This is a genomic window from Streptomyces sp. NPDC012510 (assembly GCF_042955065.1).
Classification (GTDB): domain Bacteria; phylum Actinomycetota; class Actinomycetes; order Streptomycetales; family Streptomycetaceae; genus Streptomyces.
On the sequence record NZ_JBIBEN010000025.1, the window covers coordinates 40827 to 66543 of the forward strand.

The window sequence follows — 25717 nt, forward strand, 5'->3', positions numbered from 1 at the left end:
CTCGGACCGAAAGACTGACTCCCCTACGGGGAACCCCGGAAGGGGTATGGAACGTCCCTTACGAGGGACCGGCCGGAGGAGGTGGGGCTGCGATGGACCGAAGTCGACCGTGCAGTACCACCCGCTCTTCCGCCCACCGAGTTCCGTAGCTCTGGCTTCAGCTCTCTGCTTGGCTGCCACCCTCATTCGCGCCGTACCGCCTGTCGGTCGTCGCGCAACGGAAGAGCACTTCTTTCCCGTCTTGATCTGAATCACTGATCTGAATCAAGCGAAGCTGTCACCGCGACGGTGCGGTGCTCCCCGCTTTGTGGACGTGCCAAACATCCGCAGTCAAAACGTCCCCATTCCGGGTAGTTCCAACCGTCGTCGACGGCCTTTCGTTGCGAAGGAGCCTGCTCATGTCGATGATCCACAACCTGCGTGCCGCAGTTCGCCCGTCCCGTCCCTCCCGGCTGTCGCTGCGCAAGGACGGCGGCGTGTACGACGCCACGCGTCCGGCGGAGGCGCCGACGGCCGTGGTCGACTGCGGCGTGTACCGCGACGGCGCGCGGGTCGCGTTCGAGCGCAGCCTGACGCCGCACGAGGCGATCCGTCAGGTGCGTCGCGACGGGGGCTTCGTCTGGATCGGGCTGCACGAGCCGTCGGAGGCCGAATTCTCCGATATCGCGGCCGAGTTCGGGCTGCATCCACTGGCCGTGGAGGACGCGGTGCACGCGCACCAGCGGCCAAAGCTGGAGCGCTACGACGACACGCTCTTCACCGTCTTCAAGACCATCCACTATGTCGAGCACGACGAACTCACCGCCACCAGCGAGGTCGTGGAGTCCGGTGAGGTCATGTGCTTCACCGGACGGGACTTCTTCATCACGGTCCGGCACGGCGGGCAGGGCTCGCTGCGGGCGCTGCGTCACCGACTGCAGGACGACCCGGAGTTGCTCGCCAAGGGCCCGTCGGCCGTGCTGCACGCCATCGCCGACCATGTCGTCGACGGGTACGTGGCGGTCGCCGACGCCGTGCAGGACGACATCGACGAGGTGGAGACGGAGGTGTTCTCCCCCGGGCGCAAGGGCACGCCCCGGGGCACCGACGCCGGCCGGATCTACCAACTCAAGCGCGAGGTCATGGAGTTCAAGCGCGCGGTGCTGCCGCTGGTGCGGCCCATGCAGCTGCTGAGCGAGCGGCCGATGCGGCTGATCGACCCCGACATCCAAAAGTACTTCCGTGATGTGGCCGACCACCTCGCCCGGGTGCAGGAACAGGTCGTCGGCTTCGACGAGCTCCTCAACTCGATCCTCCAGGCGAACCTGGCGCAGGCCTCCGTCGCGCAGAACGAGGACATGCGCAAGATCACGTCATGGGCGGCCATCATCGCCGTACCGACCATGGTGTGTGGCGTCTACGGCATGAACTTCGACTACATGCCGGAGACCCAGTGGAAGTACGGCTACCCGGTGGTCCTCGGTGTCACGGTCGCGCTCTGCCTCGGTATCCACCGCACGCTCAAGCGCAACGGGTGGCTGTAGTTAGGCTGCCTCCATGACCGCCGACTCGCTGACCGCCGCCGCGTTGCTGGATCAGGCCCTCGTGGAAGAGGCCACCAAGAAGTCCGGACTCATCTGGGTACGAGGGCCGGGGCCGGACGCGCCGTCGCGTGTGGTGTGGCACGTCTGGCACGAGGGTGCGGCGTGTGTGGTCGGCGACGGACCGGGGGAGCAGCCGTTGACTGGGCTGGCCGACGGAGACTCGGCGGTGGTCACCGTGCGCAGCAAGGACAAGGGCGGGCGGCTGGTGAGCTGGGCCGCGAGCGTGGTGGAGCTGGCCCCGGACTCCCCCGCGTGGGAGGCGGCCGTGGCCGAGCTCAAGGGCAAGCGCCTCAACGCCCCCGACGGCGAGGCGATGCCTGCCCGCTGGGCGCGGGAGTGCCGGGTGCTCCGCCTGGAGCCGGCGGGGTCGACCCTGCCGCTGCCCGACCACGACCTGGCCGAAGCGCCGGCCCCGACCCGCGCGACGACCCGCCGACCCATCCCGGCGGCGGTACCACGCCTGCTCTTCGGCCGCCGCCGCAAGCGAAAGTGAACGACCCCGGGCCCTGTCCGTGGGCCCGACCCCCGTTCCGCACCGCCGGTCGCCGCGAGAGGCGCCGGGTTCGAGCGGCGTCGGGCCTCACGCGGTGAAGCGTTGCGGCAAGCGGTGGACGGCGAGCAGCGCAAACCTCGGGCAATCCGAGCGTTGTGATCACGGGCGACGGAGGTTCGGGAGCCAGCGGTCGGCGGCAGGCGTGGAGAACCGAGCACCGCATCGTGTGGCGGGCCGAGGGCGCGGCAGCCGAGATCACGCCCGGCGGTCCGGCAGCCCGGCAGCCCGGCAGCCCGGCAGTCCAGCGGTCCAGCGGTCTGTTACGACGTCGGTAGTTGTTTGCCGTAGTCGACGACCGACTTCTTGTCCGGTTCCGCCAGGGTGAAGTTCTTGCCCCAGTCGGTGAGGAGGATGGTGCCGGCGTCGCCGGCGCGGACGAGGCGGAGGGGGTAGGGGGTGCCTTCCAGGGAGACGTCGAGGGTGCCGCCGGAGCCCTTGTCGCCGGTGATGCGGATGGTGCGGGTGCCGGACTGCTCGTGGTAGCCGTCGGTGGACAGCGTGCCGTGCAGCGTGAGGAGGCTGTTGAGGAGGACGTCCTTGTCGGTGAAGCCGCTGAAACGCTTGTAGGCGGGGTCCCCGGTCGGCACCTTCACATACATGCCGTCCAGCTTGTCCGCCGCGGCCGTCTCCGACTCGTCGCGGCCCTTACCCTCCTCCCCGTCCTTCCCGGAGCCCTGGTTGTTCCAGAACTCCGCGTCGGCCTTGAGGAAGAGGTGCTCGCCGACCTTCAGCAGCCGGAAGGTGGAGCCCTCCGACGTCACCGACCCAGTACCGCCGTCCTCCTTCAGGCGCATGTCCAGCTTGTAGGTCCTGCCGTTGCTGACGACCGCACCGGACAGCCGTACCGTGTCCGCCGCCGTGGCGGCCGCCTTCGTCCTGCTCTGGATCTTCTCCGGCGTCAGTTTGCCGACCCCGTTGGTGCCCTCGTCGGGATCCTCACCGCCGCACCCCGTGAGCCCCAGCCCGCCGACCACGAGGGTGCAGACGGCGCTCACCAGTGCGGCCCTTCGGGTACGGGGAATCACAGTCACAGGCGATGCACCTCTTCGTGGGGAGTCCAGGCCTACCGCAGAGTACCGGGGGTCCCGGCATGCCACGGAGCCAGTCCGTCCGCACCGCTCACCAGGGCATATCCGATCGGGACGGGCTAGCCTGAAGCCGTCCTCGGCGGACAATCCCCTCACGACGGGAAGGAAAGGGGCGGCTCATGGCGGCGGTGGCGCCGCGGATCTTCGTCTCCCACCTCTCCGGTGTCGCCGTCTTCGATCCGAGCGGCGACCAGGTGGGCCGCGTCCGCGACCTCGTGGTCATCCTCCGGGTGGGCCGCAAGCCCCCGCGGCTGCTCGGGCTGGTCGTCGAACTGTCCACGCGCCGCCGCATCTTCCTGCCCATGACCAGGGTCACCGGCGTGGAGTCCGGCCAGGTCATCACCACCGGTGTCCTGAACGTGCGCCGCTTCGAGCAGCGGCCCACCGAGCGGCTCGTCATCGGCGAACTGCTGGACCGCAGGGTCCGGCTCGTGGAGTCGGGCGAGGAGGTGACGGTGCTCGACATCTCGGTGCAGCAGTTGCCGGCCCGCCGGGACTGGGAGATCGACCGGGTGTTCGTCCGCAAGGGCAAGGGCGGGGCGTTCCGGCGGCACAAGGGCGAGACGCTGACCGTGGAGTGGTCGGCGGTCACCGGCTTCTCGCTGGAGGAACACGGGCAGGGCGCCGAGAACCTCCTGGCCACCTTCGAGCAGCTCCGTCCGGCCGACCTCGCCAATGTGCTGCACCACCTCTCCCCCAAGCGCCGTGCCGAGGTCGCCGCCGCCCTCGACGACGACCGGCTCGCCGACGTCCTGGAGGAGCTGCCCGAGGACGACCAGATCGAGATCCTCGGCAAGCTCAAGGAGGAGCGCGCCGCCGACGTCCTGGAGGCCATGGACCCCGACGACGCCGCCGACCTCCTCGCCGAGCTGCCGGAGGAGGAGCAGGAGCGGCTGCTGACGCTGATGCAGCCGGACGACGCGGCCGACGTACGACGGCTCATGGCGTACGAGGAGAAGACCGCCGGTGGTCTGATGACCACCGAGCCGATCGTGCTGCGCCCGGACGCGACCGTCGCCGACGCGCTGGCCCGGGTCCGCAACCGTGATCTGTCCCCGGCCCTCGCCGCCCAGGTGTACGTGTGCCGGCCGCCGGACGAGACCCCGACCGGGAAGTACCTCGGCACGGTCCACTTCCAACGGCTGCTGCGGGACCCGCCGTACACCCTGGTCAGCGCCCTCCTCGACGACGATCTGCAGCCGCTGGACCCGAAGGCCGCGCTGCGGGCCGTCGCCGGGTTCTTCGCGACGTACGACATGGTCGCGGCGCCCGTGGTCGACGAGAGCGGTTCGCTGCTGGGGGCGGTGACCGTGGACGACGTGCTGGACCACATGCTCCCCGAGGACTGGCGCGAGACGGAGTTCCATCTGTACGAGGACGACGGTGTCGCCGCCGGCGCCGCCGACGAGGGGACCGCCGATGGTTCCTGAACGTGATGGGCGTGAGGGGCGGGACGGGGGGCGTGAAAGGGCCCACTCACATGCGGGCCCGCGCGAGCGCGCACACGCCCCCGGAACGCCTCTTCGGGAGCGCACGCCCTCCGGGGCCACCGCACGCCCCCGTACGCGCCTCGACCAGCCGCTGCAGCGCCGGGCCAGGCTCCTGCCGGAATGGGACCCGGAGGCCTTCGGACGGCTCTCGGAACGGATCGCGAGGTTCCTGGGCACCGGCCGGTTCATCGTCTGGATGACCTTCGTCATCATCCTCTGGGTGGTCTGGAACGTCTCCGCCCCGCGCGACCTGCGCTTCGACAACTACCCGTTCATCTTCCTGACCCTGATGCTCTCCCTCCAGGCCTCGTACGCCGCCCCGCTGATCCTCCTCGCGCAGAACCGTCAGGACGACCGCGACCGGGTCAACCTCGAACAGGACCGCAAGCAGAACGAGCGCTCGATCGCCGACACCGAGTACCTGACCAGGGAGATCGCCGCGCTGCGGATCGGTCTCGGCGAGGTCGCCACCCGCGACTGGCTGCGCTCGGAGCTCCACGACCTGGTCAGGGAACTGCACGAGCGCGACGCCGACGGGGCGCGCGGCACCCGGACCGTATTCCCGCCGGAACACCCGCGCGGGCGTGACATGGGCGACCGCTGACAGGGCTCCCAGGCCCCCGCGCCTCGCCGTACCATCGTCTCTATGGCTACGGAAGACGCGGTGCGCGAAGCACTGTCGACGGTGAACGACCCCGAGATCAACCGTCCCATCACCGAACTCGGGATGGTCAAGTCGGTGGAGATCGGCGCGGACGGAGCGGTCGCGGTCGCCGTGTACCTGACGGTCTCCGGCTGCCCCATGCGCGACACGATCACCCAGCGGGTGACAGAGGCGGTCTCGCGGGTCGAGGGCGTCACCCGCGTCGACGTCGAGCTGGACGTGATGAGCGACGACCAGCGCAAGGAACTGGCGAACGCGCTGCGCGGCGGCCAGGCCGAGCGCGAGGTCCCGTTCGCCAAGCCGGGCTCCCTCACGCGCGTGTACGCCGTCGCCTCCGGAAAGGGCGGCGTCGGCAAGTCCTCGGTGACGGTGAACCTGGCGGCGGCCATGGCGGCCGACGGTCTCAAGGTCGGCGTCGTCGACGCCGACATCTACGGCCACTCCGTGCCCCGCATGCTGGGCGCCGACGGACGGCCCACCCAGGTCGAGAACATGATCATGCCGCCGTCCGCGAACGGTGTGAAGGTCATCTCGATCGGCATGTTCACCCCCGGCAACGACCCGGTCGTCTGGCGCGGCCCGATGCTCCACCGCGCCCTCCAGCAGTTCCTCACAGACGTCTACTGGGGCGACCTGGACGTGCTGCTCCTCGACCTTCCGCCGGGCACGGGCGACATCGCCATCTCCGTCGCCCAGTTGGTCCCCAACGCCGAGATCCTGGTGGTGACCACGCCCCAGCAGGCCGCGGCCGAGGTCGCGGAGCGGGCCGGGTCCATCGCCGTCCAGACCCACCAGAAGATCGTCGGCGTCGTCGAGAACATGTCGGGCCTGCCCTGCCCGCACTGCGACGAGATGGTGGACGTCTTCGGCACGGGCGGCGGCCAGAGCGTCGCCGACGGCCTCACCCGTACCACCGGCGCCACCGTCCCGGTCCTCGGCAGCATCCCCATCGACGTCCGCCTGCGCGAGGGCGGCGACGACGGCCGCCCCGTCGTCCTCTCGGACCCCGAGTCCCCCGCAGGCTCCGCCCTCCGCGCCATCGCGGGCAAGCTGGGCGGCCGCCAGCGGGGTCTGTCGGGCATGAGCCTGGGAATCACCCCGAGGAACAAGTTCTGAGCCGTCCGGCACCCCTTCAGGGCGCGGGGCGGTGACACTCTGCGGCTCCGTCGCACCTGCGCGGCGGAGCCGTGACGCACCCACGGCCCCGAACCCACGCAGGAACCCGGCGCAGGTACCCACGCAGGGACCCACGGCGACAGGGGCACCGCGTCCCGCCCAAGCGGTGCCCCTCGGACAGGCTCGGCCCCGTCGGCTACTCGCCGTACGAGGCGATGTCCTTGATCACGGAGAAGCCGAGCCCGTACGCGCTCATGCCCCTCCCGTACGCACCCACGTGCACCCCCTCCGAGGTCGACCCCGCGAGCACCCACCCGAACTCGGACTCCCGGTAGTGGAACGGCGTCGGCACCCCGTCGACGGGCAGGGACAGCGTCGACCAGTCCGGCCCGGCGAGATCGTCCGCGAGGACCCACGCCGTCTCGGTCTGCTGGTCCAGCCAGTCGTCCCGCCGGATGTGGTCCAACTGCCCGGGCCAGGTGAAGGACAACAGCCCCACCCCCGCCAGCCAGGCGGCTGAGGCGACCGAGGTGGCCTCCAGCAGCCCCGTCCCGTCGGCGCTGCGCCGTACGTCGTTCGCCGCGACGGTCACCACGACCGCGAACCGCTCCTTGACCTCGTCGTCGGCACCTGCGGTGAACTCGTTGCGCACCGAGGGCTCGTCACCGTGGCCGATCGAACCGTGCTCGACGGCTCCTTCCGCCGACATACCGACCTGCATCAGCCAGCGCGGCCCCGTGAAGGCCTCATCGAGGCCGTACCACGGGAAGGGCGCCAGCAGGTAGCCGTCGACCGTGCGTCGGGCGGAGGGGACGGCTTGTCCACCCTCCGCGGCCGACGCCTGCGTGCCTACCCGGCTCGTCGTCTCCATCTGCCCGGACGCCTCCTCGCTCTCGGCGGACCGGAGCGGCCCGCCCCCCTCGGGCGTCGTCGCTCGCCGGCCTTTCGGTCCGCACAACAACTGGGCAGCATAGCCACAGCTCTCCGAGCAGCAGGGAAAGCGCCCGGCGCGTAGGACGGCGCACGGGCGGCTTCAGGCCGTACCAGGGTGCGTGACGGTATGAATCGCATCACGTGAGGGGCGCTGCGGCACACGGGTGTAGGACGTCGGAGCGCAGGCCGAACTGCGGCCGGGCAGCCGTGCGGCCGCACGGCCGGGCGTACGGGTCAGGTGGCGTCCATGTCGTACGGCGGACGCTCTTCCAGCTCCAGCTTCTCGCGCTTCTTGGACATGTCGACGGAGCCACCGGAGGAGCCACCGGAGTCGGTACCGGTGGAGGAAGACGACGAGGAGGAGGACGACGAGGACTCGGACTCGCGGCCGTGGACCGCGTCCGTGAGCTCGGCCATCTCCTTCTTCAGGTCAAAGCCGTTGCGGATCTCCTTGAGCCCCAGCTCGTCGTTGTCCAACTGCTTGCGGAGGAACGTCTTGGGGTTGAGGTCCTCGAACTCGAAGTCCTTGAACTCCGGGCCCAGTTCGTTGCGGATGTCCGCCTTGGCGCTGTCCGAGAACTCGCGGATCTTGCGGATGGTCCGCGTGACGTCCTGGATCACCTTCGGGAGCTTGTCCGGGCCGAAGACGAGCACGGCGAGGACGACGAGCGTCACCACCTCGAGCGCACCTATGTCATTGAACACCTAAGGCTCCTTGCGATGTCCTCGGTCCCGTCCTCGGGCCTCGGCAGGTCTTCCGTGGTCCGGGCCGGATCCACGGTACCCGGCGATCCCGCCGATCCGGTACTGCCGGGCGGCCTCCGGCCACCTCCCTGCGGCGGGTTTTCCCTGCTGTTTGCCTGGCAGGAGGGGGTGTGAGCCCCCTCCTGTGAAGTTGGCGTCAGTGCCCCGCGCCGCCCCGGCCGCCCCTGGTGCCCGTCAGTCGCCGCCGGACGAGCCGAGGGTCAGGGTGACCGTCCGCTCTTCGCCGTTCCGCTCGAGGGTGAGCTCCAGCCGGTCGCCCGGCCGGTGGGCGCGGACCTTGACGATCAGCTCGTCGCCGGAGTGGACGCGCCGGCCGTCGACCTCGGTGATGACATCACCGGCGCGTATGCCCGCCCGGTCGGCCGGGCCGCCGGCGGTCACGGCGGACCCGCCGCCGCTGCCCTTCTCGCCGACACGGGCGCCGTCACCCGAGTAGTCCATGTCGAGGGTGACCCCGATCACCGGGTGGGTCGCCTTGCCCGTGTTGATCAGCTCCTCGGCGACGCGCTTGCCCTGGTTGATGGGTATCGCGAAGCCGAGGCCGATCGAACCGGCCTGCCCGCCGTCCGACTCCGAGCCGCTGCCGGCGGAGCGGATGGCGCTGTTGATGCCGATCACCCGGCCCTTGCCGTCGAGGAGCGGTCCGCCGGAGTTGCCGGGATTTATCGGCGCGTCGGTCTGCAAGGCGTCCACGTACGACACGTCGCTGACGCCACCGCTCTCACCACCGGCCGTGATGGGCCGTTCCTTGGCGCTGATGATGCCGGAGGTGACCGTGTTGGCCAGGTCGAAGGGGGCGCCGATGGCGACGACCGGGTCGCCGACCCTGACCTCCTCGGAGTTGCCGAGGGGCAGCGGCTCGAGTCCGCCGACACCGGAGACCTTGACGACGGCCAGGTCGTAGCCGGTGTCCCGGCCGACGACGGTGGCCTTGGCGGTCTCCCCGCCGCTGAACGTCACCGATATGTCGCCGCTCGTGCCGGCGGGCTCGACGACGTGGTTGTTGGTGAGGATGTGTCCACGCCCGTCGAGCACGAACCCGGTGCCGGTGCCCTGCGCGCTCGATCCGCTCACATGCAGGGTCACGACGCCGGGCAGCGCCCCGGCGGCTATTCCGGCGACGCTGTCGGGCGCCCGCCCTGTCACCCCGCCACCGGCCTGCGGCAGCTCGATCTCACCGACGCCGCCGTTCCGCTCCAGATAGACGCCCATGACACCGCCGACGCCACCGGCCACCAGAGCGATCAGCAGGGCCCCGGCCAGCAGCCCTTTCAGGCGCCGCCCGCGCCCCCGCCCTACGTCGGCCCCACCGGCCCCGTTCTGCTGCAACGCCCCTGAACCGGTCCAGGGGTCGTAGTTCTGCCACGGCCCCGGCGACGCCTGCGGGACGGCTCGGGAGGCGTCCGCATAGACAGCCGGTGAAGCCTGAGCCCCGTTGTCGTACGGAGCCGCCCCGGCCGGCCCCGCCGCCGCCTCGAAGGGCGGTGGCCCCGGCTGCGACGGGTACGCGTAGGAGGCTCCTGGCGGCTGAGCCGCGTCGGGGAAGGGGGCCGCGGTGGGCTGAGGTGCGCCGGGGAGGGAGGCCTCGGCTGGATGAGGTGAAGTGCCCGGGAAGGGGGCCCCGGCGGGCTGCGAGGCTTCCGGGAACGGAGCAGCCGGGGGCTGCGAGGCCTCCGGGTGCGTAGGTGACGCGGGCCGGGGCGCTTCCGGGTGCGCAGGTGACGCGGGCCGGGGCACTTCCGGGTGCGCAGGTGACGCGGGCCGGGGCACTTCCGGGTGCGCAGGTGACGCGGGCCGGGGCACTTCCGGGTGCGCGTCGCCCGCGGCCTCGGGTGCTTGCGGGTACCGGGGGGCCGTGGAGTGCGCCGCGTCCAGGTGCGGAGCCGCCCCCGGCTGGGGCCCGCCCGGGTGGACGGCGGCCGTCGCGGGCCGGGGCGCGCTCGGCGGTACGGCGGTGCCGTGGGTCGGGGTCACAGGGGTGGGCAGGGCCGCCGAGGGCGCCTCCGCGCGGGCGGGGGCACCGGGTGCACTCGTCCCGGTGTGCGCCGGGACACCTGCCGAGGGCGCCCCCGACGGCGCCGGGGCGGTCGCCGGGGCTCCACCGGCCTGCGTCGGCGCCCCCGTCGGGGCGGGCACGCGGGGTGCCGGTGCCGGGGTCCGGACGTGCGTGCCGTGCGCGGGAGTCGTCGCCGGGTGCTGGACCGGCGGAGCGGGCGCCCAGGGGCCGGGCTCGCCGTAGGGCGGGGTGCCGTAGGGATCGGGGTCATGCAGCGGCCTGGGGCGCCCGGAGGGCCCTTCAGGAGCGCTCAATGCGCTTGCCTCAGCCGACGGCTGGGCGTCGTCGACGGTGGCGGCAGCCGCGGCACCAGCAGCGGCACCAGCACCGGCACCGGACACACCGGGCTCCTCGATGAGGTGAGCCGCCGCGTCGTCGGCCTCGGCCGCAGGAGCGGACGCGACGGTTTCGGGAACCGAAACGCCATCGACCACCAGCCGTTTCGTTTCACCAGCACCGGACGCCTCTGCGTTCGGGACGCTCCTGGCCGACCCCAGCCGCGCGGTCGGCCCACCGGAGGCGGTCGCACTCGCCTCACCGGCCGTGGCGTTGCCCTCGTTACCCTCCCGCTTGCCCTGCTCCGACCCAGAACGCGTGGTCATGTCGCCCGAAGCCGACGAACCCGCCCGCGCCATCGCCCCGTCGCCGGTGTGCGCGGCCTCTGTCGCGGGCGCCCCTGCGGGCACAGCGTCAGCAGGCTCCGCCGGGACAACTCCGTGGCTCGTCGCGACCGCGCCAAGGGGCCCTCCGTCCGCCGACGCCGGTCGCTCCAACTCGAAGTCGCCGTCCGTGTCGACGGCCGCGTCCGGCGTCGGCGTGGAGCCTGCCCCCTGCGGGTCCTCGGCGGCCGGGCGGGCCAGCTCGAAGTCAGTGTCCGTGCCGGTGCCGGCGGCAATGTCGGCCCCGGCAGTCACAGGCGACGGCCCCGGTGCCCGCGCCGGCCGTTCCAACTCGAAGTCGCCCTCGCTGTTCGCCCCACCGACAGCCTCGTCGGGCACCTCGGTGTGGTCCCCCGTCGCTCCGGCCCCCGCGCCGTGCGCTCGGGGTCGGCTCCACCATTTCGCCTTCGTGGGCTTCCCCTCGTTCATGTTCTCCCCACACCTGGAGCCGGCCTCAAGGACCCGCCCGCCGCCCACCGTTCGCCGAGTGCCGCAGGCCGGAACCGGCCCGAGCGGACACGGCCCACTCTGGATTCAACCAGGTTCGCGGGCCGGCGCGCAGAACTCGGGGTCAGCGGAGGACGGGCGAGGTGGGAGTGGGGGACGAGGTGACCTGGGGAGCCGTCAGGAGGCCCGGGCCCACGAGTTCGGGTGCCGGGGACCAGTCGGTCAGCTGAAGCGGCGGTGCGGCGGTGAGCGGACGTATGAGCGGCGACATGACGGCCGCGCCGGCCAACACGGGCGCGGTCAGCGGGTGTACGGCCTGTCGGTCCTGCCCGGCCGGAGCGGGGACTCCGGGCAGCAGGGGTGCGGCGATCTCCGTCGGGGCGACGGGCACCTCGCCGGTGAACTGCTGGCCCTGTCCCATCAGTGGCCCGACGGTTCCCCGGCGGCGCTGCGACTCGGGTGCCGGGACCGCCCCCGAGGCCTGGGTCCGCAGCGGGGTGACGTTGCTGCCGGAGCCGGAGCCACCCCGGGCGTCCACCGTCTCGCCCGGCATCCCGTTGGTCACGCCGCCGAGGGCGATCGCGGCCAGGGACACCGCGCCGGCCGCCACGAAGGCGAACCGCATCCCGCGCGAGGCCGAACGCTCGGCCTCCTGACGGCTCACGTCATGGATCCGAAAGCCACGGTCACCCGTGGTCCCTCTGTCGTCGTCGGTGGCTCTCCCCCGCCGGTCCTGGCCGGCGCCCGCCTCACCGGAGAGGCCTCGGCCGCCGCCCGGGAAGCCGCGGTCGCCCAACTGCCCGCGATCGCCGAGGAAGCCGCGTCCGCTCAGGAAGCCCCGGTCACCGAGAAGCCCACGGCCGCCGGGCAGACCTCGGCCGCCGCCGAGGATTCCGCGGCCTTCCGACGGCGTCAGCGCGCCGCCGTGTGGTCCCGACGGGACATATCCGAAGGAGTCGCCGCCGGGTCCGAAGACACCGAAGTCGGCGAAGTCCCGGGGGCCGGAGGGGTCACCGGGAAGACCCGGACCACCGGCCGTGCCCCCGAGTCTTCCGCCGAACCCGCCGGAGAGCGGTGAGCCGCCGTCGCTGTCGCCGCCCGCCGGGAGCATCTGCAGACGGGCCAGGAAGCTCTCGGAGGGAGGCGGCGGGGCCGCCTCCGCGAAGACGTTCTTCAGGCGTCGCTGCTCGTCCGCCTCCGTCTTGCACTTCGCACAGGTGGCGAGATGTGCAAGGACGCGGTCGCGCGCCTCATGACCGAGTTCTCCGTCGACCAGGGCGGAGAGGCGGTCTCCCAGGTGCTGCTCGGCAGGCGTAGGACGGGATCCACTCACGCGGTCGCGCCCCCTCCTCCCAGCACGGGCACCCGGGGCACCGTGAACCCCCGGCGCTGCTCGGCCCGGGCCTCCGGGGAGCGGTGCGCGAGGGCCTTGCGGAGCTGGGAGCGGCCACGGTGGATCCGCGAGCGGACCGTGCCGAGCTTGACGCCCAGGGTCGCGGCGATCTCCTCGTAGGACAGCCCTTCGATGTCACAGAGGACGACGGCGGCGCGGAACTCCGGCGCGAGGGTGTCGAGGGCCTGCTGGACATCGGCGTCGAAGTGCGCGTCGTTGAAGATCTGCTGCGGGGTGGGCTCGCGGCTCGGCAGGCGCTCGGCCGCGTCGTCCCCGAGGGCGTCGAAGCGGATGCGCTGCTTGCGGCGGACCATGTCCAGGAAGAGGTTGGTGGTGATGCGGTGCAGCCAGCCCTCGAAGGTGCCGGGCGTGTAGGTCGACAGGGAGCGGAAGACGCGGACGAAGACCTCCTGGGTGAGGTCCTCGGCGTCGTGCTGATTGCCGGTCAGGCGGTAGGCCAGGCGGTAGACGCGGCCGCTGTGGGTGCTGACGATCTCCTCCCAGGTGGGCGGAGTCCACGCCTGTGCGTGCGCGTCCGTGGTGAAGGTCGCGGTCTGTGCCCCGCCCGCGGCGGGAGCGTCGGCGTGGCTGTGGTCAGCGGTGTCGTTCACGGATTTCGGCCTACCCGCCGATCCGAGAAAGCGCCGCAGCACTCCTCCCCGATCCACAGGCGCAGCCGCACCTCCCCTATCGGCTCTGGTGGTGTCCAGTGGAGCCCCTACCATAGCCACCTCGCCCGTTAGCTCCGGATAAGCGGTTTTATAGGAAATCGATGTGCGCCGATGTGGCTCATATGGCTGATGCGGCTCATATGGCTTTGTCAGCACCTGCACCTGTGCCTGCTCGTCGTACCGGTCCATCCCGTGCCCCCGTCGCGGCCCCCGTCACTCACTCATCCCTTTAAACGACCGGTCCCATCAGCAGGTTCCCGACGGCAACGGATACAGTCACGCCCAGGCATCCACGGGGACATAAGGAGAGGGTCATTACCGGCAACCGGCTGACGAGCTGGGCGTTCGCCGACGCCTTTGTCGCCGAGGACGACGCGCTGCGCTGGGCCCGTGAACGGGCCCGGGAGGCAGGGCTGCGCTCGGTGTCGCCCGGCACGGGCGCCGCGCTGCGGGTGCTCGCCGCCACCGTGGACGCGAAGGCGGTGGCGGAGATCGGGACCGGGACCGGTGTCTCCGGGATCCATCTGCTGCACGGCATGCGGCCGGACGGGGTGCTGACCACCGTGGATCCTGAGCCGGAGCACCAGCAGTTCGCCCGTCAGGCGTTCCGCGCGGCCGGCTTCGCCAGCAACCGCGCGCGCTTCATCCCGGGGCACGCCCTTGACGTGCTGCCCCGGCTCGCGGACGCCGGCTACGACCTTGTCTTCTGCGACGGTGACCGGCTGGAGAGCCTCGACTACCTCGCTGAATCGTTGCGTCTCCTCAGACCCGGCGGGCTCGTCGCCTTCGAGGGCGTCTTCGCCAGCGGCCGCACGGTGGACTCCAACCCCCAGCCGACCGAGGTCATACGCCTGCGGGAGCTGCTGCGCACGGTCCGCGAGAGCCCCGAGCTCGTCCCGTCCCTGCTCCCGGTGGGCGACGGCCTGCTGTGCGCGGTCAAGCGCTAGGGGCGTCGCCACGGTCGGCTCGGATCTCTGCCAACCCTGCCCCGACCCCTGCCCCCGGCGCCTGCTCCGGCCCCGCCGCGGCCCCTGGCACAACAGCGCCCCGGCACCGCCGAGTGGGGCGGTGCCGGGGCAACTGAAAGGGTATGGTCGCTACGCGCGTCAGCCGACGACCTTCTTGAGGGCGTCGCCGAGTGCGTCGGCCTCGTCCGGGGTCAGCTCGACGACGAGCCGACCGCCGCCTTCGAGCGGAACGCGCATGACGATGCCCCGCCCCTCCTTGGTCACCTCGAGCGGGCCATCGCCCGTCCGCGGCTTCATGGCCGCCATGCTCGTACCCCTTCCTGAAACCAGCTCATCGCCTAAGCCGACGGCCCTGGAGGGCAGGCGCGGTCCCACCTGGGGGCACGCGACACCGGCATCGAACACATTGCTTCCAGGCCATTATCCCGCATCTCAGGACCCGATGACCAACATCAGTCGGCATCGCTTGGGCAACGCGCGCGAGCAAAACCACTCAATTCGGCGATGTGACTGCGATACTGCGCCACCACACGGTCCCGGGTCGGCGCTCGTCCATCGGAGATTCTTTGACGCAGGTCACACGTCCGACCCGCGTCGGGCCCCGTGATCTCCGCCATGCTGTGCTGTGACGCAGGGCGTACTGACCAGTACGCCGCCAGCCGCGACACCGGAGGGGAACCGCCATGGCCGACACCGTGCTCTACGAGGTGCACGACGGACTCGCGACGATCACGTTGAACCGCCCCGAGGCGATGAACGCGCTGAACATCGCGACGAAGGTCGCTCTGCGGGAGGCCGTGGAGGAAGCCGCCGGGGACGACGCGGTGCGGGCGGTGCTGCTGACGGCCGCCGGGGAGCGGGCGTTCTGTGTGGGTCAGGACCTCAAGGAGCACATCGGGCTGCTGATCGAGGGCTCGGGGCAGGTCATGAACACGGTCAAGGAGCACTACAACCCCGTGGTGAAGGCGCTCACGAGCATGGCGAAGCCCGTGGTGGCCGGGGTGAACGGGGTCGCGGCCGGTGCCGGCCTGGGGTTCGCGCTCGCCGCGGACTACCGGGTGGTCGCCGAGACGGCCTCCTTCAACACGTCCTTCGCCGGAGTGGCCCTCACGGCCGACTCCGGAGTCTCGTGGACCCTGCCGCGGGTGATCGGTCCCGGCCGTGCCGCTGATCTGCTGTTGTTCCCGCGCAGCATCAAGGCGCAGGAGGCGTACGAGCTGGGGATCGCGAACCGGGTCGTTCCGGCGGCCTCGCTGCACGCGGCCGCCGAGGAGGTGGCGCGGATGCTGGCCGAGGGGCCGACCCTGGCGTACGCGGCGATCAAGGAGGCGGTGGCGTACGGGTTCTCCCACTCCCTGGCGGAGACGCTGGAGAAGGAGGACGAGCTGCAGACGCGGGCGGGGGCCTCGGAGGACCACGGGATCGCGGTGCGGGCCTTCGTCAACAAGGAGGAGCCGAAGTACTTGGGCCGGTGAGCCCGAGGAAACCGGACACCGTCGGGGAACTGCGGGTCGTTGTGGCTGATCAGACCCGCGCGGCGGAGCCGCACATCGGTACGGTCCCGCGCCCCTAGAGGGGCGCGTTCCTCGCCGCGCAGGACTCCAAGTGGTCGTTCACCAGGCCGCACGCCTGCATCAGCGCGTACGCCGTGGTCGGGCCGACGAAGCGGATGCCCTGTTTCTTCAGGGCCTTCGACAGGGCCGTGGACTCGGGGGTGACCGCCGGGACGTCCGCGAGGGTTCGCGGGGCCGGGCGGTTCACCGGGTCCGGAGCGTGGGACCAGATCAGGGTGTCCAGGTCGCCCGGGGCCCAGGTGGACAGCGCGCGGGCGTTGGCGAGCGTCGCCTCGATCTTGGCCCGGTTTCGGATGATGCCGGGGTCGGCCAGGAGGCGTTCCTGGTCGGCCTCGGTGAAGGCGGCGACCGAGGCGATCTTGAAGTCGGCGAAGGCGGAGCGGAAGCCCTCGCGGCGACGCAGGATGGTGATCCAGGAGAGGCCGGACTGGAAGGCCTCCAGACAGAGCCGCTCGTACAGGGCGTCGTCGCCGTGGACCGGTCGGCCCCACTCCTCGTCGTGGTACGCGACGTAGTCCTCGGTGGACAGGGCCCACGGGCAGCGCAGGGCGCCGTCGGGGCCGGCCAGCGCGGTGGCGTCGCTCACTGGTGGTCCCCCTGCTCCGGCTTGTGGAGCGAGGTCGCGGTGGCCGCGCGGGCGCCCGCGAGCGCGGACTCCAGGTCGGCGATGCGGGCGTCCCGCTCGGCGATCTCGGCGCTGAGGCGGCCGAGGGCGTCGTCGACGTCCACCATGCGATAGCCACGGACGGCGACAGGGAAGCGGAGCGCGTCGATGTCCGCGCGGTTGACCGGACGGTCCGCCGGCAGCGGGTCCTGCAGCCGCTCGCCCGCCGCCTCCGGCAGCACCGCGTCGTCGCCGCCGCCGACCACCGCGAGCGTCACCGCGGCGACCACGACGGCGAGCGCGACGACCAGGAACAAGAACATGAACATCGCTGGGTCCCCTCGAGTGTGTTCGGCTCCGATCGTGCCATGCGAGTCTGACAGTTAAGGTCGCTCACGGTTGAGCGAGGCGGTCGATCGGCCGGACGTACTGGGAGAGGTCACAGCGGATGCTCAGGCTGGGCAAGCGGGAATTCGGCCCGCGGGAGCCGGTGATCATGGCGATCGTGAACCGGACCCCGGACTCCTTCTACGACCAGGGGGCCACCTTCCGGGACGAGCCGGCGCTCGCGCGCGTGGAGCGGGCGGTCGCGGAGGGTGCCGCCATCATCGACATCGGCGGGGTCAAGGCCGGGCCGGGGGAAGAGGTGACCGCCGAGGAGGAGGCACGGCGGACCGTCGGTTTCGTGGCGGAGGTGCGGCGGCGGTTTCCCGACGTGGTCATCAGTGTCGACACCTGGCGGCACGAGGTCGGCGAGGCCGTCTGTGAAGCCGGGGCGGATCTGCTGAACGACGCGTGGGGTGGGGTGGATCCCCGGCTCGCGGAGGTGGCGGCGCGGTATCGGGTGGGGCTGGTGTGTACGCACGCGGGTGGGGCTCAGCCGCGTACCCGGCCGCATCGGGTCGAGTACGACGATGTCATGGCCGACATTCTTCGGGTGACCCTGGGGCTGGCGGAGCGGGCGGTGGCCTTGGGGGTGCCCCGGGAGTCGGTGCTGATCGATCCGGGGCACGACTTCGGGAAGAACACGCGGCACAGTCTTGAGGCGACTCGGCGGTTGGGGGAGATGGTCGCCACGGGGTGGCCGGTGTTGGTGTCCCTGTCCAACAAGGACTTCGTGGGGGAGACCTTGGACAAGCCGGTGAAGGAGCGGGTGGTGGGGACCTTGGCCACCACGGCCGTCTCGGCCTGGCTGGGGGCTCAGGTGTATCGGGTGCATGAGGTGGCTGAGACTCGGCAGGTGGTGGAGATGGTGGGGGCGATCGCGGGGTCCCGGGGGCCTGCCGTTGCCCGGCGGGGGCTCGCCTAGTTCTTTTCGCCCCCGCCGCCCCTACCCGCCCCGTCCCCAGAGGGCTGCGCGCCCTTTTGACCCCCGTCACAGACTCGGGGCTCCGCCCCGGACCCCGTTCGCGCAGTTCCCCGCGCCCCCGGATAGGGGCGCGAGGGGGTTCTGCTGGTTACCGGCCTGCTTCCTTCGAGACCAGGGCCACCGCCTCGTCGACGTCGTCCGTGACGTGGAAGAGGGTCAGGTCCTTCTCCGATGCCTTGCCCTGGGCGATGAGGGTGCTGGTGAGCCAGTCGACCAGGCCGCCCCAGTAGGACTCACCGAAGAGGACGATGGGGAAGCGGGTGACCTTCTGGGTCTGGACGAGGGTGAGGGCCTCGAAGAGTTCGTCGAGGGTGCCGAGGCCGCCGGGCAGGACCACGAAACCCTGGGCGTACTTGACGAACATCATCTTCCGGACGAAGAAGTAGCGGAAGTTGAGGCCGATGTCGACGTACGGGTTGAGGCCCTGTTCGAACGGCAGCTCGATGCCGAGGCCGACGGAGGTTCCGCCCGCTTCGAGGGCGCCCTTGTTGGCCGCCTCCATGGCACCGGGGCCGCCGCCGGTGATGACGGCGAAGCCCGCCTCCACCAGGCCCCGGCCGAGCCGGACGCCCGCCTCGTACTCGGGTGAGTCGGCCGGTGTGCGCGCGGAGCCGAACACGCTGATCGCGGGCGGGAGTTCGGCGAGCGTGCCGAAGCCCTCGATGAACTCCGACTGGATGCGCAGGACGCGCCAGGGATCGGTGTGGACCCAGTCCGAGGGGCCACCCGCGTCCAGCAGCCGCTGGTCCGTCGTGCTCGCCTGCACCTGGCCGCGTCTGCGCAGCACCGGCCCCAGCCGCTGCTCGTCCGGTGGCTGCTTCTTGCCCTCGGGGTTGCCGGTCGCCATGTCCGCTCCCTCCGCCGTGCTGTTCGTTCACCTCAGCGTAGATCCATGCGGGTTACGGACAGGGGACGCGAGCGTGTCCGCCATGAACCGCCGTCCCGGACACGTCACGCCGTGAGCCAGGACCTGAGCCGTTCCTCGCCCACCAGGATCTTCGCGGTCTCCACCCGTTCGTCGCGCCGGTGCGCCAGGTGAGGGTTGCCGGGGCCGTAGTTGACGGCCGGGACGCCGAGGGCGCTGAAGCGTGAGACGTCCGTCCAGCCGTACTTGGGCTTGGCCGTGCCGCCGACCGCCTCGATGAAGGCCTCGGCCGCCGGGTGGGACAGGCCGGGCAGCGCGCCGGGGCTGTGGTCGTCGACGACGAACTCCTCGACACCGCAGTCCGCGAAGACCTCGCGGACGTGGGCGATGGCCTCCTGCTCCGAACGGTCGGGCGCGTAGCGGAAGTTGACCGTCACCACGCACTCGTCGGGGATGACGTTGCCCGCCACCCCTGCCTTGATCCCGACCGCGTTGAGACCCTCGCGGTACTCCAGGCCGTCGATCACGGGGTAGCGCGGCTCGTACGAGGCCAGCTTCGCCAGGATCGGGGCCGCCGCGTGGATGGCGTTGGTGCCCATCCAGCCGCGGGCGGAGTGGGCGCGCTCGCCCTTGGTCTTCAGCAGCACCCGCAGGGTGCCCTGGCAGCCGCCCTCCACCTCGCCGTCGGTGGGCTCCAGCAGCACCGCGAAGTCGCCCTGAAGCCACTCGGGGTGCGCCTCGGAGACGTGCTTCAGGCCGTTCAGGTCGGCGGCGACCTCTTCGTTGTCGTAGAAGACGAAGGTCAGGTCGCGGTTGGGGGCCGGGACCGTGGCCGCGATCCGCAACTGGACGGCGACGCCGGACTTCATGTCGCAGGTGCCGCAGCCCCACAGGACGCCGTCCTCGTCGAGGCGGGAGGGGACGTTGTCCGCGATGGGGACCGTGTCGATATGGCCGGCCAGGATCACGCGCTCCGCGCGGCCCAGGTTCGTACGGGCGACGATGTTGTTGCCGTACCGGTCGACCGTGAGGTGCGGCAGGGCACGCAGGGCGGTCTCGATCGCGTCCGCGAGCGGCTTCTCGGTGCCGCTCTCGGAGGGGAAGTCGACGAGCCGCGCGGTCAGCCGCGCGGCGTCCAGCGTGAGGTCAATGGGGGTCTCGGCCATGTCCCGACCCTAACGCGCCCGAGGCGCGGGGCCGCCCGGCCGGGGCTTCCCGGTCACCTCGCCATCACTGTTCACAACTCCTACACGAGGGCCGTTACTCTCCAGTACCTTGGATCGCGTGTCAGAGCCGCACCCCTTCTCCCCAGGTCCTCGCCCCCGCCGTCGCGGCCGTCGTGTGCTGCGCTGGTCGGCGGCGTTCGTCGTGCTGGTCGCGATCGGCGCGTATCTCACCGTGCAGTACCTGACCGGTGGGAACGGCACACCGCGCTGCGTGGTCGTGTCCGGTGCGCGCGACGGGGCGGCGTACGAGTTCACACCCGAGCAGGCGGCGAACGCGGCCACGATCTCGGCGGTCGGCACCTCGCGCCGGCTGCCCGAGCGGGCGGTGACGATCGCCCTGGCGACCGCACTCCAGGAGTCGAGCCTGCGCAACATCGGCCATGGCGACCGGGACTCGCTCGGGCTGTTCCAGCAGCGGCCGTCGCAGGGCTGGGGCACCGAGGAGCAGATCCAGGACCCGGTGTACGCGGCGGGCGAGTTCTACGAGCACCTCGTCAAGGTCGACGGCTACGAGCGGCTGCCGCTGACCGTCGCCGCCCAGCGGGTGCAGCGCAGCGGCTACCCGGAGGCGTACGCCAAGCACGAGCCGGACGCCACACTGCTCGCCGCCGCGTTGACCGGGCGGTCGGCGGCCACGCTGACCTGCGAGGGGCGCCGGGACACGAGCGGCACGGGCACCGCGTACGCGGGCGGCCCGGACGCGGTGCGCAGCGCGCTCGCCCGGGACTTCGGGGACGAGGCGTTCGAGTCCGCCGGGGCCGTCGTGCGCTCCGAGGGCAGCGCCTCGGGCCAGGCGACCCCGACGCCCAGCGCGGCCGTCTCCCCCGCCGGGACCGTCACCATTCCCCTGACGGACGCCGGGGACGCCGCCGAGGTCCGGCAGCGGGGCTGGAAGCTGGCCCACTGGGCCGTGGCCAACTCCTCCCGCCTGGGCGTCGAGCGCGTCTCGTACGCCGGCCGGGAGTGGGTCGCCGAGGGCCGGGCCGGAGCGTGGCGCAAGGCCGCGACCGCCACGGGCGACGCGACGCCGGGCTCCACGGCCGAGGTCCGAATCGTCACTGGACAGTAGGCGCCGCGGCTCACCCGTGCGGGGTATGCGCGGCGCGTCGCGTGGACGGGGTGCGCAGGTTTTCGCCCGGCCGACCTCCTCGCGCGGGAATCGTTGAGAACAAAGAGACGTAAGGATTCAGCAGACTTTCCGACCGGGTGGCGTTCGTCCGCTTTCCTCCACATTCGATAATGCGACACATTGCCAACTCTTTACGTCGGGCCGCCGCAACCTTCGCGGACTTCGAGCGGTAGTCACTGCGTCCGAGCCCGGAACGATCAACTCCCGGGCACGGTCGGACACTTCAACGTTCTCTTCCGTCAAAGGAGCACCATGTCCCTCCCCCTGACCCGCCGGATCGCCCGTGCCGCGCTGCTCACCGCAGCGGGAGCGGCCTCCGTGGTCGGTGCGGCCGGCTCCGCGAGCGCGGCGCCCGAACTCCCGGCCACCCCGAACCTCGGCGGCCTGTCCGCCGTGGACGGGGCGAACGCCGGCGCCACCGTGGACGGCGCGGCGCAGAACGTCACCGGGGTCGCCGGCTCCGTCGGCGGCAAGGCGGCCAAGGAGACCCTGCCGACCGTGAGCAAGACCGGCGGGAAGGCCGTCAAGAAGACGACCCCGGTCGCGCAGAAGGCCGCGGGTGAGGCCGCCGGTTCGGCCGGGTCCGTCCTGGGTGACACCACCAAGAGCGCGACGAAGGACGGGCTGCCGACGGACGCCGTGGCCAAGGGCGGGTCCCTGCCCTCGGGGAAGCTGCCGGTGCAGAGCCCGCTCGGCTGACGTCTGATCCACCGATGAGGGGCCCGGGGTTTCCCCCGGGCCCCTTCGGGTTCCGTGCCGCCGTGCCCTTGTGTGCCGTGCCTTGTGTGCCGAGCCCTTCGTGCCCTTGTGTCAGGCCTGGCGCAGGCGTTCCACCGCTGCGGCCACTCGTTCGTCCGTCGCCGTGAACGCCACGCGTACGTGGTGGGCGCCGGCGGGGCCGTAGAAGTCGCCGGGGGCCACGAGGATGCCGAGGTCGGCGAGGTGGGCGACGGTGGTCCAGCAGGATTCGTCCCGGGTGGCCCACAGGTAGAGGCTGGCCTCGCTGTGTTCGATGCGGAAGCCGTGGGAGACCAGGGCTTCACGGAGGGCCGCGCGGCGGGCCGCGTAGCGGGCGCGCTGCTCGTGGACGTGGGCGTCGTCCCCGAGGGCGGCGACGACGGCGGCCTGGGTCGGCGCCGCGGTCATCATGCCGCCGTGCTTGCGGATCTGCAGGAGCGGACCGAGGACGGCCGGATCTCCGGCCAGGAAGGCCGCGCGGTAGCCCGCCAGGTTGGAGCGCTTGGAGAGGGAGTGAACGGCGACGATGCCCTCGTACGAGCCGCCGTTGACGTCCGGGTGCAGGACCGAGACCGGGTCGGCGTCCCAGCCGAGCTCCAGGTAGCACTCGTCGGAGACGAGCAGGATGCCGTGTTCGCGGGCCCAGGCCACGATCCGGGTCAGTTCGGCCTTGGCCAGGACCTTGCCGGTGGGGTTGGACGGCGAGTTCAGCCAGAGGAGCTTGAGGCCGGTGGGGTCCAGGGCCGTGGGGTCGTCGTAGGCCTCGTGCTCGGCGCGGGCGAGGCGGGCGCCCACCTCGTACGTCGGGTAGGCGAGGCGGGGGAAGGCGACCCGGTCGCCGGGGCCGAGGCCCAGTTGGGTGGGGAGCCAGGCCACCAGTTCCTTGGAGCCGACGATCGGCAGGACGTGCCGGTGGGTGACGTCACGGGCGCCGAGGCGGCGCTCCAGCCAGCCCGTGATCGCGTCGCGCAGTTCCACGGTGCCCCAGACGGTCGGATAGCCCGGGGAGTCCGCCGCGGCCACCAGCGCCTTCTGGATCAGGTCGGGCACCGGGTCGACCGGGGTGCCGACGGACAGGTCGACGATGCCGCCGGGGTGGGCGGCGGCCGTCGCCTTGTACGGCTCCAGCTTGTCCCAGGGGAAGGCGGGAAGGCGGTCGCTGACAGCGGACACGGGATCTGGCTCACTTTCTCGTACGTACGCTCCCGAGCGGCGCAACGGACGCGTACACACCGCTCGTACGGCGAACGCCTCGGTCCCGTACGGCGATCATGGTGATCGGGCCGTACGGGACCGAGGCGGCGCGGATGCGGGCCGCCGGGGCGTCGCCCCGGGGCCTGCGGCGTCGCTCTCAGGCCTGCGGCGGGAGTGCGGCGACGAAGGGGTGGTCACGCTCGATCAGACCGAGCTTGCTGGCACCACCGGGCGAGCCGAGCTCGTCGAAGAACTCGACGTTCGCCTTGTAGTAGTCCTTCCACTCCTCCGGGGTGTCGTCCTCGTAGAAGATCGCCTCGACCGGGCACACCGGCTCGCAGGCACCGCAGTCGACGCATTCATCCGGGTGGATGTAGAGGGACCGCTGCCCCTCGTAGATGCAGTCGACCGGGCACTCCTCGATGCACGCCTTGTCCTTGACGTCGACACAAGGCTGCGCGATGACGTAGGTCACGCTGTCGTTCCTCCTCGATAGGGCGCTGGCGGGCCTCCTCAGGCTCCGCCGCCTGGCGCGCGGGAGCGCGGCGTCGTCGATGCCCGCACCTAGTATCTCCGTTCCTGGGCATGATCCGAACAGGAGGGGTGGACGGACCTGTGGAAATCTCTGCCGGTGGACGTCTCGAGATCCGTGTCTCCGCTGCTGACGTGGGCAAACGCGTATCCGTGCGGCGTGTCGACGACGATGCCGCGGCGGGCGGGAAATTCACCGACACGGTCGGTGTTCTCACATCATGGGACGACGGCGTCGTGGTGATCACCCGCCGTGACGGGGAGCGGGTGCGGATCGAGGAGTCGTCGCTGGTCGCGGGGAAGGTGGTCCCCGCCGCCCCGGCCCGCAGGCGCGGACCCGCCGCCTCGTACGGGGAACTGGCGCATGTCGCGGCGCGGGCCTGGCAGCCGGTCGAGCGGGAGCGGCTCGGCGAGTGGGAACTGCGGGCCGCCTCCGGTTTCACCCGGAGAGCCAACTCGGTGCTGGCCCTCGGAGACCCCGGCATGCCCCTGGACGAGGCGCTGAGGGCCGTACGCGGCTGGTACGGGGCGCGGGGGCTGCCCGCCCGCATACAGCTGGCCACGGGCGCCGAGGGCACCCAGGAGCTGCTGTGCGCCGAGGTGGCGGAGCGCGGGTGGGCCCTCGAGGTCACCGCCGAGCTGTGGATCGGGGCGCTCGCGCCGGTCGCGGACCGGGAGGCGGCCGGGGTCGAGCTGTCGCGGACGGCGGACGAGGCGTGGCTCGGCCGCTACCAGCGCAAGGGCGTCGGTGCGGTGGCTCTCGAGGTGCTCGGGAGCGGGCCGTCGGTGTGGTTCGCAACGGTCCCGGGGGCTGCGGGCGAGGGGCCGGCCGCGATCGGACGGTGCGTCGTTGACGGGCGCTGGGCCGGGTTCGCGGCCGTCGAGGTCGACCCGGCCCGGCGGCGTCGAGGGCTCGCGACGACCGTGATGGCCGCGCTGGCACAGCGGGCGTTGGACGAGGGGGCGTCGGCGGGCTGGCTGCAGGTGGAGACGGACAACCTGGGGGCGCGGGCCCTGTACGGAGGGATGGGGTTCGCGGTGCATCACTCGTACCACCACTACCGGGAGCCATCGTCATGAACGGGTATCACCCTGCTGTGGGCGCTCCCTATCCCCCTGAGCCCGAGCGGGCCGCCGAGGTGCGGCGGCGGTTCGCCGAGGAGGCGCGGGCCGAGCGGCCCGATCTGGCCATGCTGTGTCTGCTGGTGGGGGCCGCGGGAGACGGTGCGCTGGACGAGACCGGCATGGACGCCGCCGAGATCGAACTCGACCGGCTGGCCGGGCTGATGCCGTACCGGCCCGGCTCGCCCCGTGCGTGGGCGGTCGCGACGGCCGAGCTGCTCGGGGAGCGGTACGGGTTCCGCGGCTCCCCCGGGGACTATCAGCGGCTGGAGTCGTCACTGCTGCACCAGGTGCTCGAACGGCGGCGGGGGCTGCCGATCCTGCTGTCGGTGGTGTGGATGGAGGTGGCCCGCAGGGCGGGGGCGCATGTGTACGGGGTCGCGCTGCCGGGGCACTTCGTGGTGGGGTTCGGGCCGCCCGAGGAGCAGGTGCTCGCTGATCCGTTCGACGGGGGGCGGGTACTGAGCGGGGACGATGCGGAGTTGTTGGTGGCCGGGGCCACGGGGGCGCCGTTGGATCCCGGGATGCTGAGTCCCGCGGATCCGTCGGATGTGGTGGTCCGCGTCCTGAACAACGTGCGGGCGTGGGCGGCGGCGCGGCCGGAGCGGTCGGATGTCGCGTTGTGGGCCCTGGAGCTGTCGCTGGCGATGCCTTCGCATCCGGCGCGGTTGCGGTACGAGTGGGCGCGGCTGTTGGTGCGGCGGGGGGAGTACGCGCGGGGCGCTGCCGCGTTGGAGGAGTACGCGGACGTCGTGGCCGGGGTGGACGAGGGAGCTGCGGAGAAGGTGCGCAGGCAGGCGGGCGCGGCTCGGGCCCTGCTGAACTGAGGGCGCCTGATCGCCGTGGGGCGCTATTCGTCGTGGGGCGCTGTTCGTCGTGGGGCACCTGATCGCCGTGGGGTGCCTGATCATTTTCGGGCGCCTGTTGTCGGGCGTGTGCGAGGAAATCGTGGCTGGTCGCGCGGTTCCCCGCGCCGCTT

General features: G+C 71.8%; 25 protein-coding genes. 12 read left to right on the forward strand and 13 right to left on the reverse strand.

Features of this window, described 5'->3' with window-relative positions; genetic code table 11:
- Nucleotides 1–398 precede the first annotated feature (398 nt).
- Nucleotides 399–1523, forward strand: coding sequence for a CorA family divalent cation transporter (locus ACFY9I_RS34815; protein WP_391009044.1), 1125 nt, complete (start codon nt 399–401; stop codon nt 1521–1523).
- Nucleotides 1524–1536: 13 nt separating this feature from the next.
- Nucleotides 1537–2076, forward strand: a complete 540-nt coding sequence (locus ACFY9I_RS34820; RefSeq protein WP_391009047.1) for a hypothetical protein — start codon at nt 1537–1539, stop codon at nt 2074–2076.
- Between the two features lie 320 nt (nt 2077–2396).
- On the opposite strand, the gene ACFY9I_RS34825 is transcribed toward ACFY9I_RS34820, so the two are convergent.
- Nucleotides 2397–3167 (reverse strand): hypothetical protein, encoded by a 771-nt coding sequence (locus tag ACFY9I_RS34825; protein ID WP_391009050.1) that lies wholly within the window; start codon nt 3165–3167, stop codon nt 2397–2399.
- Between the two features lie 176 nt (nt 3168–3343).
- On the opposite strand from ACFY9I_RS34825, the gene ACFY9I_RS34830 reads away from it, so the two are divergent.
- From ACFY9I_RS34830 to ACFY9I_RS34840, 3 genes are read left to right on the forward strand one after another with little or no spacing between them, the layout of a single operon-like run.
- Complete coding sequence (locus ACFY9I_RS34830) at nt 3344–4654, forward strand: magnesium transporter MgtE N-terminal domain-containing protein (RefSeq protein WP_391009053.1); 1311 nt, start codon at nt 3344–3346, stop codon at nt 4652–4654.
- The gene (locus ACFY9I_RS34835; protein ID WP_391009056.1) at nt 4644–5318 is read left to right on the forward strand and encodes a DUF1003 domain-containing protein; all 675 of its coding nucleotides are present in this window, start codon (nt 4644–4646) and stop codon (nt 5316–5318) included. The genes ACFY9I_RS34830 and ACFY9I_RS34835 overlap by 11 nt, the downstream gene beginning before the upstream one ends.
- 42 nt (nt 5319–5360) lie before the next feature.
- Nucleotides 5361–6494, forward strand: a complete 1134-nt coding sequence (locus ACFY9I_RS34840; RefSeq protein ID WP_391009059.1) for a P-loop NTPase — start codon at nt 5361–5363, stop codon at nt 6492–6494.
- Nucleotides 6495–6690: 196 nt separating this feature from the next.
- Here ACFY9I_RS34840 and ACFY9I_RS34845 read toward each other — a convergent pair whose 3' ends face one another.
- From ACFY9I_RS34845 to sigE, 5 genes are all read right to left on the reverse strand, one after another.
- Nucleotides 6691–7365 (reverse strand): hypothetical protein, encoded by a 675-nt coding sequence (locus ACFY9I_RS34845; protein ID WP_391009062.1) that lies wholly within the window; start codon nt 7363–7365, stop codon nt 6691–6693.
- Nucleotides 7366–7661: 296 nt separating this feature from the next.
- The gene (locus tag ACFY9I_RS34850) at nt 7662–8132 is read right to left on the reverse strand and encodes a sec-independent translocase (RefSeq protein ID WP_391009065.1); all 471 of its coding nucleotides are present in this window, start codon (nt 8130–8132) and stop codon (nt 7662–7664) included.
- A gap of 234 nt (nt 8133–8366) precedes the next feature.
- Nucleotides 8367–10067 (reverse strand): trypsin-like peptidase domain-containing protein, encoded by a 1701-nt coding sequence (locus ACFY9I_RS34855; protein WP_391009269.1) that lies wholly within the window; start codon nt 10065–10067, stop codon nt 8367–8369.
- A 1411-nt stretch (nt 10068–11478) separates the two neighbouring features.
- Nucleotides 11479–12687 carry a zf-HC2 domain-containing protein gene (locus tag ACFY9I_RS34860; RefSeq protein ID WP_391009068.1) on the reverse strand — a complete coding sequence of 403 codons (1209 nt, stop codon included), beginning with the start codon at nt 12685–12687 and terminating at the stop codon, nt 11479–11481.
- Nucleotides 12684–13400, reverse strand: coding sequence for an RNA polymerase sigma factor SigE (gene sigE, locus ACFY9I_RS34865; protein ID WP_391009272.1), 717 nt, complete (start codon nt 13398–13400; stop codon nt 12684–12686). Before sigE ends, ACFY9I_RS34860 begins: the two co-directional genes overlap by 4 nt.
- Before the next feature lie 263 nt (nt 13401–13663).
- Here sigE and ACFY9I_RS34870 point away from each other — a divergent pair, with 263 nt between their 5' ends.
- On the forward strand, nt 13664–14365 hold the full coding sequence (locus ACFY9I_RS34870) for a class I SAM-dependent methyltransferase (protein WP_391009275.1): 702 nt from the start codon (nt 13664–13666) through the stop codon (nt 14363–14365).
- A gap of 159 nt (nt 14366–14524) precedes the next feature.
- Here ACFY9I_RS34870 and ACFY9I_RS34875 read toward each other — a convergent pair whose 3' ends face one another.
- Nucleotides 14525–14692: a DUF3117 domain-containing protein gene (locus tag ACFY9I_RS34875; RefSeq protein ID WP_003966491.1), complete on the reverse strand. Its 168-nt coding sequence runs from the start codon at nt 14690–14692 to the stop codon at nt 14525–14527.
- Between the two features lie 377 nt (nt 14693–15069).
- Between ACFY9I_RS34875 and ACFY9I_RS34880 the strand changes: the two genes are divergently transcribed.
- Entirely contained in the window at nt 15070–15861 is a 792-nt protein-coding gene (locus ACFY9I_RS34880; protein WP_391009070.1) for an enoyl-CoA hydratase-related protein, read from the forward strand.
- 94 nt (nt 15862–15955) lie between these two features.
- On the opposite strand, the gene ACFY9I_RS34885 is transcribed toward ACFY9I_RS34880, so the two are convergent.
- Nucleotides 15956–16546, reverse strand: a complete 591-nt coding sequence (locus tag ACFY9I_RS34885) for a DNA-3-methyladenine glycosylase I (RefSeq protein ID WP_391009073.1) — start codon at nt 16544–16546, stop codon at nt 15956–15958.
- Complete coding sequence (locus ACFY9I_RS34890) at nt 16543–16893, reverse strand: DivIVA domain-containing protein (RefSeq protein WP_391009076.1); 351 nt, start codon at nt 16891–16893, stop codon at nt 16543–16545. Before ACFY9I_RS34890 ends, ACFY9I_RS34885 begins: the two co-directional genes overlap by 4 nt.
- Before the next feature lie 119 nt (nt 16894–17012).
- Here ACFY9I_RS34890 and folP point away from each other — a divergent pair, with 119 nt between their 5' ends.
- Nucleotides 17013–17873, forward strand: coding sequence for a dihydropteroate synthase (folP, locus tag ACFY9I_RS34895; RefSeq protein WP_391009079.1), 861 nt, complete (start codon nt 17013–17015; stop codon nt 17871–17873).
- A 148-nt stretch (nt 17874–18021) separates the two neighbouring features.
- On the opposite strand, the gene ACFY9I_RS34900 is transcribed toward folP, so the two are convergent.
- Both ACFY9I_RS34900 and dapE read right to left on the reverse strand, forming a co-directional pair.
- The gene (locus ACFY9I_RS34900) at nt 18022–18780 is read right to left on the reverse strand and encodes a TIGR00730 family Rossman fold protein (RefSeq protein ID WP_391009082.1); all 759 of its coding nucleotides are present in this window, start codon (nt 18778–18780) and stop codon (nt 18022–18024) included.
- A 104-nt stretch (nt 18781–18884) separates the two neighbouring features.
- Nucleotides 18885–19964, reverse strand: coding sequence for a succinyl-diaminopimelate desuccinylase (dapE, locus tag ACFY9I_RS34905; protein WP_391009085.1), 1080 nt, complete (start codon nt 19962–19964; stop codon nt 18885–18887).
- A 118-nt stretch (nt 19965–20082) separates the two neighbouring features.
- On the opposite strand from dapE, the gene ACFY9I_RS34910 reads away from it, so the two are divergent.
- Both ACFY9I_RS34910 and ACFY9I_RS34915 read left to right on the forward strand, forming a co-directional pair.
- A complete protein-coding gene (locus ACFY9I_RS34910) occupies nt 20083–21093 on the forward strand; it encodes a heavy metal transporter (protein WP_391009088.1) in 1011 nt (336 codons plus the stop codon).
- A 312-nt stretch (nt 21094–21405) separates the two neighbouring features.
- Entirely contained in the window at nt 21406–21852 is a 447-nt protein-coding gene (locus ACFY9I_RS34915; RefSeq protein ID WP_391009091.1) for an ATP-binding protein, read from the forward strand.
- A gap of 111 nt (nt 21853–21963) precedes the next feature.
- On the opposite strand, the gene ACFY9I_RS34920 is transcribed toward ACFY9I_RS34915, so the two are convergent.
- Nucleotides 21964–23064 (reverse strand): bifunctional succinyldiaminopimelate transaminase/glutamate-prephenate aminotransferase, encoded by a 1101-nt coding sequence (locus ACFY9I_RS34920; RefSeq protein WP_391009094.1) that lies wholly within the window; start codon nt 23062–23064, stop codon nt 21964–21966.
- Between the two features lie 178 nt (nt 23065–23242).
- On the reverse strand, nt 23243–23560 hold the full coding sequence (gene fdxA, locus ACFY9I_RS34925; RefSeq protein WP_005480604.1) for a ferredoxin: 318 nt from the start codon (nt 23558–23560) through the stop codon (nt 23243–23245).
- A gap of 140 nt (nt 23561–23700) precedes the next feature.
- Here fdxA and ACFY9I_RS34930 point away from each other — a divergent pair, with 140 nt between their 5' ends.
- Both ACFY9I_RS34930 and ACFY9I_RS34935 read left to right on the forward strand, forming a co-directional pair.
- Nucleotides 23701–24696 carry a GNAT family N-acetyltransferase gene (locus ACFY9I_RS34930; protein ID WP_391009097.1) on the forward strand — a complete coding sequence of 332 codons (996 nt, stop codon included), beginning with the start codon at nt 23701–23703 and terminating at the stop codon, nt 24694–24696.
- A complete protein-coding gene (locus ACFY9I_RS34935) occupies nt 24693–25565 on the forward strand; it encodes a tetratricopeptide repeat protein (RefSeq protein ID WP_391009100.1) in 873 nt (290 codons plus the stop codon). Before ACFY9I_RS34930 ends, ACFY9I_RS34935 begins: the two co-directional genes overlap by 4 nt.
- The last annotated feature ends 152 nt before the right edge of the window (nt 25566–25717 follow it).